12 protein-coding genes, 2 tRNA genes and 1 pseudogene are annotated in these 12,269 nt (G+C 30.4%); 6 read left to right on the forward strand and 9 right to left on the reverse strand.

Going from position 1 to position 12,269, the window contains the following annotated elements:
- Nucleotides 1–2: 2 nt before the first annotated feature.
- A complete protein-coding gene (locus tag ACE01P_RS21670) occupies nucleotides 3–698 on the reverse strand; it encodes a MotA/TolQ/ExbB proton channel family protein (RefSeq protein WP_379701131.1) in 696 nt (231 codons plus the stop codon).
- Nucleotides 699–828: 130 nt separating this feature from the next.
- Between ACE01P_RS21670 and ACE01P_RS21675 the strand changes: the two genes are divergently transcribed.
- The 3 genes from ACE01P_RS21675 (at nucleotide 829) to ACE01P_RS21685 (ending at nucleotide 2,541) form a co-directional block, all read left to right on the forward strand.
- Nucleotides 829–2,055, forward strand: coding sequence for a bifunctional folylpolyglutamate synthase/dihydrofolate synthase (locus tag ACE01P_RS21675; RefSeq protein ID WP_379701132.1), 1,227 nt, complete (start codon nucleotides 829–831; stop codon nucleotides 2,053–2,055).
- Between the two features lie 178 nt (nucleotides 2,056–2,233).
- Nucleotides 2,234–2,308: transfer RNA gene (locus ACE01P_RS21680), tRNA-Val, on the forward strand.
- 155 nt (nucleotides 2,309–2,463) lie between these two features.
- Nucleotides 2,464–2,541, forward strand: a tRNA-Val gene (locus tag ACE01P_RS21685).
- A gap of 320 nt (nucleotides 2,542–2,861) precedes the next feature.
- On the opposite strand, the gene ACE01P_RS21690 is transcribed toward ACE01P_RS21685, so the two are convergent.
- Both ACE01P_RS21690 and ACE01P_RS21695 read right to left on the reverse strand, forming a co-directional pair.
- The gene (locus ACE01P_RS21690; RefSeq protein ID WP_379701133.1) at nucleotides 2,862–3,569 is read right to left on the reverse strand and encodes a DUF6090 family protein; all 708 of its coding nucleotides are present in this window, start codon (nucleotides 3,567–3,569) and stop codon (nucleotides 2,862–2,864) included.
- 340 nt (nucleotides 3,570–3,909) lie between these two features.
- Nucleotides 3,910–4,269, reverse strand: coding sequence for a MerR family transcriptional regulator (locus ACE01P_RS21695; RefSeq protein ID WP_379701134.1), 360 nt, complete (start codon nucleotides 4,267–4,269; stop codon nucleotides 3,910–3,912).
- 341 nt (nucleotides 4,270–4,610) lie between these two features.
- Here ACE01P_RS21695 and ACE01P_RS21700 point away from each other — a divergent pair, with 341 nt between their 5' ends.
- Nucleotides 4,611–5,051, forward strand: a complete 441-nt coding sequence (locus ACE01P_RS21700; RefSeq protein ID WP_379701135.1) for a leucine-rich repeat domain-containing protein — start codon at nucleotides 4,611–4,613, stop codon at nucleotides 5,049–5,051.
- Nucleotides 5,052–5,087: 36 nt separating this feature from the next.
- On the forward strand, nucleotides 5,088–5,651 hold the full coding sequence (locus tag ACE01P_RS21705; protein ID WP_379701136.1) for an adenylate kinase family protein: 564 nt from the start codon (nucleotides 5,088–5,090) through the stop codon (nucleotides 5,649–5,651).
- A 109-nt stretch (nucleotides 5,652–5,760) separates the two neighbouring features.
- On the opposite strand, the gene ACE01P_RS21710 is transcribed toward ACE01P_RS21705, so the two are convergent.
- The 6 genes and pseudogenes from ACE01P_RS21710 to ACE01P_RS21735 all read right to left on the reverse strand — a co-directional run bounded on the left by ACE01P_RS21710 (nucleotide 5,761) and on the right by ACE01P_RS21735 (nucleotide 11,753).
- Entirely contained in the window at nucleotides 5,761–7,137 is a 1,377-nt protein-coding gene (locus ACE01P_RS21710; RefSeq protein ID WP_379701137.1) for a hypothetical protein, read from the reverse strand.
- A 145-nt stretch (nucleotides 7,138–7,282) separates the two neighbouring features.
- Nucleotides 7,283–8,338: a hypothetical protein gene (locus ACE01P_RS21715; protein ID WP_379701138.1), complete on the reverse strand. Its 1,056-nt coding sequence runs from the start codon at nucleotides 8,336–8,338 to the stop codon at nucleotides 7,283–7,285.
- Nucleotides 8,339–8,507: 169 nt separating this feature from the next.
- On the reverse strand, nucleotides 8,508–9,605 hold the full coding sequence (locus ACE01P_RS21720) for an acyltransferase family protein (RefSeq protein ID WP_379701139.1): 1,098 nt from the start codon (nucleotides 9,603–9,605) through the stop codon (nucleotides 8,508–8,510).
- A 99-nt stretch (nucleotides 9,606–9,704) separates the two neighbouring features.
- Nucleotides 9,705–10,297 (reverse strand): annotated as a pseudogene (locus ACE01P_RS21725) (YdeI family protein).
- A gap of 55 nt (nucleotides 10,298–10,352) precedes the next feature.
- The gene (gene lpxA / locus ACE01P_RS21730; protein WP_379701140.1) at nucleotides 10,353–11,126 is read right to left on the reverse strand and encodes an acyl-ACP--UDP-N-acetylglucosamine O-acyltransferase; all 774 of its coding nucleotides are present in this window, start codon (nucleotides 11,124–11,126) and stop codon (nucleotides 10,353–10,355) included.
- A 63-nt stretch (nucleotides 11,127–11,189) separates the two neighbouring features.
- Complete coding sequence (locus ACE01P_RS21735; RefSeq protein ID WP_379701141.1) at nucleotides 11,190–11,753, reverse strand: Crp/Fnr family transcriptional regulator; 564 nt, start codon at nucleotides 11,751–11,753, stop codon at nucleotides 11,190–11,192.
- 248 nt (nucleotides 11,754–12,001) lie between these two features.
- On the opposite strand from ACE01P_RS21735, the gene ACE01P_RS21740 reads away from it, so the two are divergent.
- On the forward strand, nucleotides 12,002–12,269 hold a 268-nt coding region (locus tag ACE01P_RS21740), incomplete at its 3' end, for a hypothetical protein (RefSeq protein ID WP_379701142.1).

Here is a 12,269-nt window from a genome sequence, read left to right on the forward strand (position 1 = left end):
GCTTATGCTCTTTGAATTATATTGACAAATTCTAAAATCTGTTTCTGAATTTTTAAAGCAAAATTATCAATCTTTCCGTTCAATAAGTGGTAAGCACTATAGGCAATAATACCCACAATTAATCCAGATCCAGAACTGATCATTTTTTCGTATAAACCTCCAGAAATATTACCGATACTGATATTTTCTGTAACCGAAATACTGTAGAAAATCTTGATAACCCCAGAAATTGTTCCGATGAAACCTAAAGTTGGCGCAATACCAGCAATAAGTCCAAGGTGGCCTAAATGTCTTTCCATTTCTCCAATTTCGATATCGGCAGCGCGGTCCATGTTGGATTCGATTTCAGCAATTGGTCTTCCGATTACCAACACACCTTCTTTTAAAATATTTCCAGCAGCAGTATTATTTCTTTCTACAATTGTTCGTGCCAATTCGATATTTCCAGAATGTAATTTATCTCCAATATCTTGCATTAATCGGCTATCAATTCTAGACGCGCGGCTAATGTACATATAACGTTCAAAAATCAGGTAAATAGTGTAAAACAATAGAATCGCGATCGGAATTAAGAAAACCCCTCCTTTCATGATAAATCCAAACATTGAAATTTCATTTTGCGGTGCTGCGATCTTTTCGACCACTACATTTGAAGCATTTGCGATTGTATCTGTTTGTAACTGAATAAAACTAAACATATATTAATTCTGGTTTTTAATAATTAATTCTAAAAAATATTTGAAATTTGCAATAAAGATAATTTTCGCTGTAATATTAAACTACAAAAATCGAAATTTATTTCAATCAACAACCATTTTATCTAAACAAATGAACTATCAAGAGACTACCAATTGGATGTTTAATCAACTTCCAATGTACCAATTGCAAGGTGCTTCTGCGTATAAAGAAGATTTAACGAATATCAAATTATTGGCAGCTCATCTTGGCAATCCTGAAAAGGAATTGAAATGCATTCACGTTGCTGGAACAAACGGAAAAGGTTCGACTTCGCACATGCTTTCTTCTGTTCTTCAAGAAGCGGGTTACAAAGTTGGTTTGTACACTTCGCCGCACCTGAAAGATTTTAGAGAAAGAATTAAAATAAATGGTAAAGAAATCTCGGAAGAGTTTGTTATTGAATTTGTTGCAAAACACAAAGTTTTTTTTGAAGCTAATGATATGAGTTTCTTCGAAATGTCGGTTGGCTTGGCTTTCGATTATTTTGCTTCTGAAAAAGTAGATATTGCGATTATCGAAGTTGGTTTGGGCGGAAGATTGGATGCAACAAATATTATTACGCCTTTGGTTTCGGTAATTACAAATATTGGTTTAGATCATACTCAGTTTTTAGGAAATACATTGGAAGCAATTGCAGGCGAAAAAGCTGGAATTATTAAACCAAACGTTCCTGTTGTTATTGGCGAATATAATGATGAAACGAAACCTGTATTTTTGGCTAAAGCCGAAGCAAACAATGCGCCTATTCATTTCGCTTCAGACTTAATTGATCAGATTTATTTGTCTGATTTGATTGGCGATTATCAGTTTCATAATAAAAAGACGGTTCAGCAGACGATTTCAATCTTAAACAATGAAACTGATTTTAATGTTTCGATTGAACATTTGAAAGAAGGTTTGCTGAATGTTGTGAAAAATACGGGCTTACAAGGCAGATGGCAACAATTGGGAGAAAACCCGAAAATTATTTGTGACACGGCTCACAACAAACACGGATTATCAGTTGTGATGAATCAGTTGAAAAATGAAAAATTCGAAAAGCTTCATATTGTTTTGGGTGTTGTAAATGACAAAGATTTAGATTCTATTTTGCCATTATTCCCAAAAGAAGCACAATATTATTTCTGCAGTCCGAATTCTTCGCGAGGACTTCCTGCTGAAAATTTAAAAAATGCAGCTGAAAATTTCAATTTAAAAGGAGAAAAATACGATTCTGTGGAAATCGCTTTCGCGGAAGCAAAGAAAAATGCCTCGGAAAATGATTTTATTTACGCTGGAGGAAGCACTTTTGTTGTTGCCGAATTGCCTTTGGACTAAAATATACTTTTGATTCTGAAAAAAACTTAAAAAATTCATTTTAATAACAAATTCATAAACAAATAGATATAAGTTATTTTTAAAAAAGTTTTATTTTTTCTTCGTTTTTGTTTGCAGAACTCAAAAACAGGCGTATATTTGCACTCGCAATCACAAATGATAGCAACCTAGTAAAATAGGGCGATTAGCTCAGCTGGTTCAGAGCACCTCGTTTACACCGAGGGGGTCGGGGGTTCGAACCCCTCATCGCCCACAAAAAACTCCTTAAGAAATTAAGGAGTTTTCTTTTAAATTAAGAAGACTAAAAAGAATATTAAAAACTCACAAAAGTTTAAATTTCTTTGCAGGAATCAAAAACAAACGTATATTTGCGTTCGCAATCAGAAATGATAACAACCTAGTAAAATAGGGCGATTAGCTCAGCTGGTTCAGAGCACCTCGTTTACACCGAGGGGGTCGGGGGTTCGAACCCCTCATCGCCCACCAAGAAACTCCTTAAGAAATTAAGGAGTTTTTTTATGCTTTATTTTAGAATAATTTCATTACACGAAATTATTATCTTATATTTTTGTTGTCTCAACAGATTTCAAATCTGTAAAAAACTTCACGAAAGAAGATGGAGTAGAAAGCAATCATATTTGGACTATTTACAAAAGCAAAAAAGGAGAATTGTTGTTCGGAGGAGCAAATCCAAGTGGTGTATACCGTTTTAATGGTAAATCTTTCGAAAGAAAATATTAAGAAACAATAAGAAGCATAAAAAAACTCCTTAATTTCTTAAGGAGTTTTTTTATGCTTTCGATTTTTTATTTACCCAACTCTTTTTCAATTTCTTTAATAAGTTCAACTGCGAGCGGTTTAGTGTTTTCGTTATAAACTCTTATATTATTCTTACCAAGTTTAACAAGATATCCTAGTGTCTTTTTATATTTCGGGTCTGAATACAATTCTTTTTCTGGCTTATCTGCATTTTCTATTTCTCTATCAAAGCACTTAAACAAAAAATCAGTGTACATTTTATCCACATCGTTAGCAGCCGGTACGCATATTTGGTAATAATTTAAGATTTTCTGTTTTAATTTTTCATCTTCAATGTAGCCTATTTTACCGCTTGATTTAAAACCTTCATAATTACCTATATTCAATGTTTGTCCATGTGAATGAATTGGAAAATTAACTTTATTATTAGACTTATAAATACTATCAAGTTGCGGAGTCGTTAATGCTAAAATTTTTTCGTACTCTGCGTTTGTCTTTTGATATGCTTTCACTTCAAAGTTGATACTTTCTACATCACTCTTTAAATCGTTCTTTAAATTAGCAAGAAACGCAGCTACTTCTTCTTGTTGGTGTTTATGTTCGCTCCAACCGTGTAACGATATTGAAAGTGTAACAGCAAAAACGATTATACATATTTCTATAATGATTTCTTTTACTTTCTCTCCCAATGTATGTTCTGATTTTTTTACAGCTTTGTAAATTTTGTTTGAATGTTTGGTTATTTCTTCTTGCATAATTTAGTTTTCTAATTTTAACTTTGGTTATTATTGGTAGTTTATTTTAGTACGCCATTTAATTCTATAAGTTCGAAATCAATCAATTATTTAAATAAATACAACTGATTTTCTTTAACTCCAGATTTTTTTTTACAAAAGCGAATATAAGACTATTTGTACAACCCTCTATTAATTTCTTGTATTCTGAATAAAAAAATAAAAGAAAAATAACATTCCTCTTTTGAAAGCTTCTTCAAATCTCACACGGAATATTTCTTAATATCGTTCTGTAAAATCATAAAAAAACTCCTTAATTTCTTAAGGAGTTTTCTATACACTTTTAGTTCATAAGAATCTATCATTCATTATTTTGTATTTTCTCACATACTTTTTCAAGAAGATTTTTCGTCTGTTTGAAATATTTCATTTTATTATCAATCTCTTTTATTTTTGCTTGAAAAAGCTCTAGTGTTTCAGGTTTCGAATCAGTGTTTTCAAACCAACTGGTCAATATTTTTTTTATTTCCGCTAAAGAAAAACCAACTTCTCTCGCTTCCACAATAATTTCTAATCGCTCAATAGTATTACCATCGTAATGTTTGTAATTATTAGATTTCACTTTTTCATCAGTCAATCCTTTAATCATTCCTAAATTCTCATAATATCTAATCGTGTGGATTGACAGTCCCGTTTTTTTTGATAATTTGTTTACAAGCATAAATCTTTCTTTTATAAAAAACAATAAAGCATAGAGTATAGTTCATGCTTTATTGTTGCAAATATAGTAATTGTTTTTACTTTTAAAGCTTTTTAACACTTGAAATATATCAGAAATAAAGAAGATTATCCATAAATTGAACTATATTTATTTGCAAACATACCTATTCAAAAAAAACATGCATTACAATGAATATATTTCGAAAAACTAAATTCTCATCTTTAATCGAAGCTTCTAAAAATCCTAAAAATTGCAAGAAGCTGACACTACGATTTTATGATGAGAACTTAAAAAATAAAGGCGAAATATTTTCAGAATTTATAAATCTCGAAGTATTAGAAATGCAAGCTGATCCATCTATTTATCATTTAGATGATTTTGAATTTCCAGCTGAAATTGGAAATCTAAAAAAACTTAAGAAAGTTTGGTTTCTAAACTTTCCTTTAAAGACTTTTCCTGAGTGGATTTCTAAATTAAAATCTTTGCAATACCTAATGGTTAGGGGAAATGATATCGAAATAATTCCAGATTCAATCTCTCAATTAGAAAAATTAAAAACGCTTAGAATTGAAAATTGTCCCTTATCCAAAATTCCTAAAACACTCCATCAAATGCAAAATTTGCAAGTTTTGGGACTTTCTGACACAAAACTCACAGACTTAAATCCAAATTTATTTCCAAAACATTTGAAAGAAATTAATTTTAGTGGTACTGGAATATACAATAAGGAAGATTTAGAATATCTAAAAACGAAGATGGCAAAGACTAAAATATATCCTTAAATTTGAGCATCATGCAACGAATCGAAAATAACTGAAATGGAAATATTAATAATAACAGGCCCGCCCTATTCTGGAAAAGGCACACAATGCGAAATTTTAAAAGAAGAACTTCAATTTGAACACATTTCAACTGGCGACAGATGCCGTTTGGAAAAACAAAATGAAACAGAAATTGGGAAAATAATGTCTCAATATGAAGAAAAAGGAGATTTAGTTCCTGATTCTATCATGAAAGATCTTTTCAGTAAAATATTAGACGAAAATATAAATGCCAACGGAATCATTTTAGACGGCTATCCAAGAACAGAACCGCAAGTAAATGATTTACTGGAACTTGTTAAATCTAAAAATTTGGAAATTGGAAAAGTAATTAATATTGATGTTCCGAAGGAAGAACTTTTAAAAAGAGCTAAAAAAAGAGCCGAAACTTCTAATCGAAAAGACGACAAAGATGCTAATATTCATCTTAAAAGAATTGAAGTTTTTGAAAGTTCAACCAGACCTGCAATTGAATACATGAAATCGAAAATAAAAGTTTTGACTTTTGATGGAATGGGTACAATTGAAGAAATTACTAAAAGAATTAAGGACAATTTGTAAACTTTATTCTATTACGACTTCATTAAATCTCATAAAAAAAACTCCAAAGTCAAATGGCTCTGGAGTTTTTTTATGCAATTTGATAAGCAAATTAAAACAAGTTTTATTTCTATTTTATAGATTTAATTAATGTTTCTAAGTCAGATTTTTTCTGATTTACGATTATTAATTGGCTTTTATCTCCCAAAAGAATTTTCTCTACAAATTCTTTATCTGGATTTACTTTCCAGTTTTTCAATTCTTTAAACTTATATTTTAACAACTTTACCTTTTCTTTGGCATCTTTCGAAATAATTACCATTTTGGTCAGCGGCGTGTTCTGCATTTTTTCAATACTGCTCTCCGTAATTTGATCTTCGTATTCTGTTCTGGAACGATAACGAAACATTTTATTTATGGTATTAAAATCTTTTTCATTTTCTGTAATCACATAACGATACGTCATAATATTACTCATTTCATTGATCCAATCAGGAAAATTGGTTTCATAAAGTTGAATGTACTGATCTATAAAATTTTTATCAATCGGTTTCTTCTGATCGATATATTCTTTGGCCAACGGATAAATTTGTTTTGCCATCAAATTGATATATTTATTATTATACCATTCTCCTTCGTCAATTTTGCCATCCAATTTTTCATAAACATAACCATTACCCAATACGGTTGCCAAAACTTCATTCATTAACTGATAAGCGTAGTTGCTGCACTTTGATTTGTTTTCTTTAAAATAAGTGTCGATTTCTTGTTTTACTTCAAGCGATTGTTCATCATAAATTATATGATAGGTTTCATGCATCATCACACTAAACAAATCTTTATGCGATTTTAAATCGGTTTGAATAGCGCTAACGAAATTATTGCAAAATGCAGAAGCCGTAAATCCTTTTGAATTGGGCAAGGGATAAAAAGCTGCTTCAAACGGAATTGAATCATCCCAAGTAGAATTATAAAAAACTAATCCTGTTTTAAAATAATTTTCAATCTGATTTTCATTAGAATATTTAATAATTTCACTCAGCTGCTTTTCAAATTTTTCTTTATTCGAATTATAAATCAGTTCGTTATAAATTGGAGTAAATTCTGAAATACATTCTCCCAAATCACTCAAGGTTTTATTAGGAATCATGCCAGCAGAACGAAGTTTGAACTCATTTAAATTATTTGTTTCAATCAAATTCTTTTTCAAAATATCCTGTGTCTGCATGGTTTTCTTTGAGCCGTATGGAAAATCTTCAAATCGAAAACTATACGAAATAGACAATTGATCAAATTTTGAGATCAAATTTTTATACTTCTCAACATTGTATTTTGATTTTTGAAATTCCGTTTTAAAAACATTGTCCGGATAATAATCAGATAAATTTTCTAAGAAAACAAAAACCGCCAACTGTTCAGAATATTTGACTTTAAAAGTGGGATTTTGTCCAAATGTGTAAACAGTTAAAAAGAGAAATAAATACTTAATTACATTATTAATTTTCAAGTTCTTTTGTTTTTGGTTATTAAAATTTTGTAAGATTAAAGAACCAATATAATATATTTTCTGACAAGACAAACTTTATTAACTTAGAGAAAATAAAAAAACCTCCAAAACAAATCTTGGAGGTTTCTATTTATCATTAACAAAACTATTTCAATTTTGTCAATGCCTTAGAATTTCTTAATAAAAACACATATTGAAAATAATCATTTACAGAAGCATCCTTCAAAGGAACAATATTTTCGCCGAAAGCTCTCGATTTTACTGTCACTAACTTTTGCGATTTCAAATATGGCGAATTATTAGCGTCAAGTTTAAAAAGAGTAATCGCATTTGGTTCGCTTACTTCTTTCAAATCATTAATTCCTTTTACCAACATTAACGGTCCGTCTGCATTTAGCCAATCTACTTTTTCATCTTCTGGCGTTGGAAATTGAGGATTTTTAGGAAGATACATTTCACTTTCTATCGTGTAGCTCACAAAACTCGTAACTTTAATTCCTGATTCTTTTAATCCTTCTGCAAAAGTTTCTCTACCTGATTCTGTTTTCTTTTGAAGTGCATGAAAAAATCCAAAAAGCCCATAAAACTTTTTATTTTCAATATTCATTTTTTTGATAGCACTTTTAAAGTTAGCAACCATTGCAACATCTCTCGAACCTTTTGATTCATCATCGAAATTTTTATCAATTCCGATAACTGTAATCTTTAGAGAGTCTGCCAAGTTTTGATTGTAATCATAAATCGAACTCCATTTATCAAATAATTCCTGACTAGATTGTTGCGGAATTCTCTTCTTAATCGTTTCTACAACTTCTTTTAAAGCTGTTTTATTTTTCTGTTTTTCTAACAAAAAAGCATTCAATTTTTTAGCTACTAAACTATCCATCTCAGCAATGTAGTATTTCACACCAGCTTTCTTATTCAAAAACAAAAGCATTTCTTTATCTATAGCCTGATTATCTGCATAACCATGAATTTCTCCCAGCAAAAAAACTTGTGATTTATAAAAATCTGCATCAAACAATTTTTCATTTATTGAACCCGAAATTTGAACATTATTTTTTGACAGATAACTAATATTCTCTTCATTTTTTGATTCTAAAAATATTTTGCTACTGATGTACAAATAAGCAATAAAAAATAAAACAATAGCAAAAAGGGTAATAAATGTAATTTTGGCGATTTTTAAAATTTTCTTCATGGTTCTGGTTATATTTATTTTGATGTAAAAGTATTTTTCTAGAACAAAACAATCAATTCTTATTGACTGAATTGTCATTTCTTTATGATGAATTGTTCTTGTTCTAAATGCAAGTTAATTTGAACAAATAAAAAACTCCATTATTTCTAATAGAGTTTTGAATTTATATTTATTGCTTTGCTAATTTTTCTTTTCTTTTGATACTCAAATAATTCCTTAACGGAATATCATAAAGTACCATTACTAAATACGCAAAACCAACAAGCAAAATCACAGAAGCAATTACAATCAAAGTCAATTGGGTTGTGTCTGGCTTATAATTGGTGTAATAATTTCCAAACATCCATAAAACCGCATAATGTGTCATGTATAACGGATAAGATATTTTTCCAGAAAAAATACATGCTTTTTTCAATCCTGGTTTTAAAACAGCTCCAGCTCCCAAAGAAATTAGCAACGGAAAATATAACAACACAACTAAAGGCTCTGAGATCCAATTCCATTCTGAAAACGGCATAATAAAAGCCAGTAATAACAAAATCGTCAATCCGCCAAAGCCTAATTTATTTTTAATAATCCAATTAGATCGATAAATAAGTAATCCTGCTAAAAAAGAATAGGATATTCTAGCGCAGCCATCCCAAAAAGTTGGGCCGCTCCAGCCTCCCAATAAATTTCCAGAACTATATCCGACATAACAAATTGCTACTGCAGATAAAAAAGTTAAAATAATTAAATAACTGCGTCCGATTCTATAAAGCACGAATGCATACACAATATTGGCAATATATTCCCAAAATAGCGACCACGCAGGCGCATTAAAACTAAATAAATTAAATCCGCGATCTGCAATAACTGGAAACGGAATAAGAAATAAGGAACAGATAAATGTCAAAATAATTTTTCCAGTGCTATACAATTCCAAATGACCGCCAAACGGATCAAATAAAAAAGCCAACAATCCTAATATCGATCCTGCTACAACTAACGGATGTAATCTTATTATTCTAGATATAAAAAAATTGCGAAGACCCATTTTTGCAATACGATCATCATAGGCATATCCGATTACAAATCCTGAAAGGCAAAAGAAAAAATCGACAGCTAAAAATCCGTGTCCAATAAAGTTTTGGCTTGGATCGGTAAAAATCCATTCCATAAAATGAAACACAACAACAGCAAAAGCCGCGATGCCTCTTAATCCATCTAAAATTTCAAAATGCTGTTTGGTTTCAAGAATTACTGTAGGTGGTTGATTGGTATTCATTAATTATAATATTGGTAATTAAAGGTGATTTGGTATCGATGCAAGTTCTACAAATAAATATTCAAATCAAAATCAGAATTATTCAAAACTACTAACTACCTAATCGTTCAATCCTTTTCCATCCAAAATTCTTGGAATATTTTTCTCTATTCTAGCTTCTCGTGTTTTAGATTGTTTCGGTTGAGAAAAATGAAGCAAATATGCGCGCTGTCTTCCAGGAGTTAAAACATAAAAAGCTTTTTTCAAATTAGGATCAGAATCAAATTTATTCTGAAGTTCTTCTGTAATTTCAAATTCAGAAACTTTTTTCAATTCTACTTTTTGTCCAGATTTCTCGATTTCTGCCGCTTCAAAAATATATTTTTTGAGAATTTCTTTTTTAGTCAAAATATCTTTAGCATTCGTAAATCGAACTTGACGAGCTGCCTGTACATTTTCTGATTGTTGAATTAATATCTTATCTGGATCTTTCATTAAAGCGCCTTTAAAAAATAAAAAAGCACAATATTCCTTAAATGCATGAATCAAAACAATATTTGCTCCATCAAAAGTATAACACGGAGACCCCCATTTTAATTCTTCCGCTAAATGACAGTCCAAAGCAATATCTCTCAATTGCTCTAACTCCTTTTCCATTTTTCAGCTTTTTCGAAATAAAAATCAACTTTAGAATTCGCACTATATTCCGCCATAATAAATTAATTTAAAACTGAATAAATATATGGATTTAGAAACCATTTCGTACAATTACAATTCAAAACCTTTTAAAATTCCTCTTTTCGACTGCTTGACGAAGTTTATAATCTTATCCCGCTCTAGAGTTTCTTGAAATTTTTCAGCAATTATTTCCAATGCAAATTTAGTATTTCTCTTTTCCTGAAATAAAATCCGATAAATTGATCGAAGTTCATCAATTTTATCAGAACTAAATCCTTTTCTTTTTAGACCTACCGTATTTACTCCTGCAAAGCGTAAAGGTTCATGAGCAGCAATAATATAAGGCGGAATATCTTTAACCACTCGACTTAATCCACTAATCATTGCGTGTTCGCCAATAACAGAAAATTGATGTATCGCAGTCAATCCGCTTATATTTACATAATCTTGAACAATTACTTCACCAGCGATTCCAACACTAAATCCAATAATAGAATTATTTCCTATTACACAATCATGCCCAATATGAGCATTAGACATAATGAGATTAGAATTTCCAATACATGTTTTACCCTTAGAGATTGTTCCTTTATTAATAGTAACAAACTCCCTAATTATATTATTATCTCCAATTTCAAGAAGAGTATATTCGCCCCTATATTTTAAATCCTGAGGCGCACCACCCAAAACTGCATTAGAATGAATCTGGCAATTATCACCAATCCGTGATCCGCTCAAAATCGTAACATTATTTCCTATTTGCGTATTATTACCTATAAAAACATCGTCTTCAATAGTAACACCGTTTCCTATAAAAATGTTATTGCTCAAAACAGCTTTTTTATGAATAAAAGTATCTTTCAATTTTCACATATTTAATTAACTGCAAAAATTGAAAAACTTTAAATTCTTTTTATTGACCTAATATCAAATAATTGATGCTCGAATTCTACTCAAAGTTTCTTGGCTTACGCCAATTAACGAGGCCACGTGTTTTAATTTGGCTTTTTTAATAATTTGCGGAAATGACTCTAAAAGAAATAAGTACTTTTTCTCTGCAGTCATTAAACGAAATAAATGATTAAACTCATTTATTTTAGAAAGATAATATCGAAGTTGCTTAATATGGAACTTTACAAATAACGGATATTCTAATAAAGCTTGTTCGTCAGAATAAGACAAAGAATAGACAATTGTTTCCTCGCAAGTTTGAAAATTCTCGAACGAAGGTTTCTGTTCAAAAAAACTGCTCATCGAAGTTACAAATTGATTATCGGTATAAATCCACTTTGTAACTTCTTCGCCATCTTCAATACAAAACCTTCTAATCGCACCAGATTTTACAAAATATATCTTATCACAAATTTTAGTCTCTTCTACGAGAAGTTCACCTTTTTTAAAAGTCTCCTCAACAAAACTTTTCCTAATAGCTAATTCTGTATCTAAATCTAACTCTTGAAAACTATTTATAATTTGAATTAGGTCTTTCATCTATTTTGTAATTTCATAATAAATCAAAAATAAAACTTAATCAAGAGAAAAACTAAATTCAGTAAATAAACCACAAGTCAATCTTTATTTTTAAATACATTTTAAACGATTCAAAGAGTAATTATCTAAAAGAAGCACACGAATACCTATACATAAAAAACAATTCGTTAAAACATATAAATTGACTTCATGAAAAATTAGGAAAAGAATTAATGACAAAAAGTTAATCATTACCATAGCGTTTCCTTATGAATTGCACTATGCGTCGCCTCTTTTCCGGAAAGGGGTTTTTAAGAGAAAAAGGAGGGTGCGGTTTTCCGCAAAAGGATGGAGCTCCCGTAGTAAATGCAGGTTTCGGCACATTTGAAGTTCCGTTTATTAAAGAAGCGAATCCCAAAAGGGATATAAAACAGAAAACCCCATCCGATTTGGATGGGGTTTTTCAAAAGAAAGGCGACGACATACTCTCCCACATAACTGCAGTACCATCTGCGCAGGCGGGCTTAACTTCTCTGT

Source organism: Flavobacterium sp. HJSW_4, assembly GCF_042436695.1.
Lineage (GTDB): Bacteria > Bacteroidota > Bacteroidia > Flavobacteriales > Flavobacteriaceae > Flavobacterium.

Excerpts from the sequence above, each read along its gene's own strand:
- ACE01P_RS21670 (WP_379701131.1), bottom strand. The coding sequence starts at position 698 with ATGTTTAGTTTTATTCAGTTACAAACAGATACAATCGCAAATGCTTCA.
- ACE01P_RS21715 (WP_379701138.1), bottom strand. The coding sequence starts at position 8,338 with ATGAAGAAAATTTTAAAAATCGCCAAAATTACATTTATTACCCTTTTT.
- ACE01P_RS21690 (WP_379701133.1), bottom strand. The coding sequence starts at position 3,569 with ATGCAAGAAGAAATAACCAAACATTCAAACAAAATTTACAAAGCTGTA.
- ACE01P_RS21735 (WP_379701141.1), bottom strand. The coding sequence starts at position 11,753 with ATGAAAGACCTAATTCAAATTATAAATAGTTTTCAAGAGTTAGATTTA.
- ACE01P_RS21700 (WP_379701135.1), top strand. The coding sequence starts at position 4,611 with ATGCAAGCTGATCCATCTATTTATCATTTAGATGATTTTGAATTTCCA.
- ACE01P_RS21720 (WP_379701139.1), bottom strand. The coding sequence starts at position 9,605 with ATGAATACCAATCAACCACCTACAGTAATTCTTGAAACCAAACAGCAT.
- ACE01P_RS21675 (WP_379701132.1), top strand. The coding sequence starts at position 829 with ATGAACTATCAAGAGACTACCAATTGGATGTTTAATCAACTTCCAATG.
- ACE01P_RS21695 (WP_379701134.1), bottom strand. The coding sequence starts at position 4,269 with ATGCTTGTAAACAAATTATCAAAAAAAACGGGACTGTCAATCCACACG.
- ACE01P_RS21705 (WP_379701136.1), top strand. The coding sequence starts at position 5,088 with ATGGAAATATTAATAATAACAGGCCCGCCCTATTCTGGAAAAGGCACA.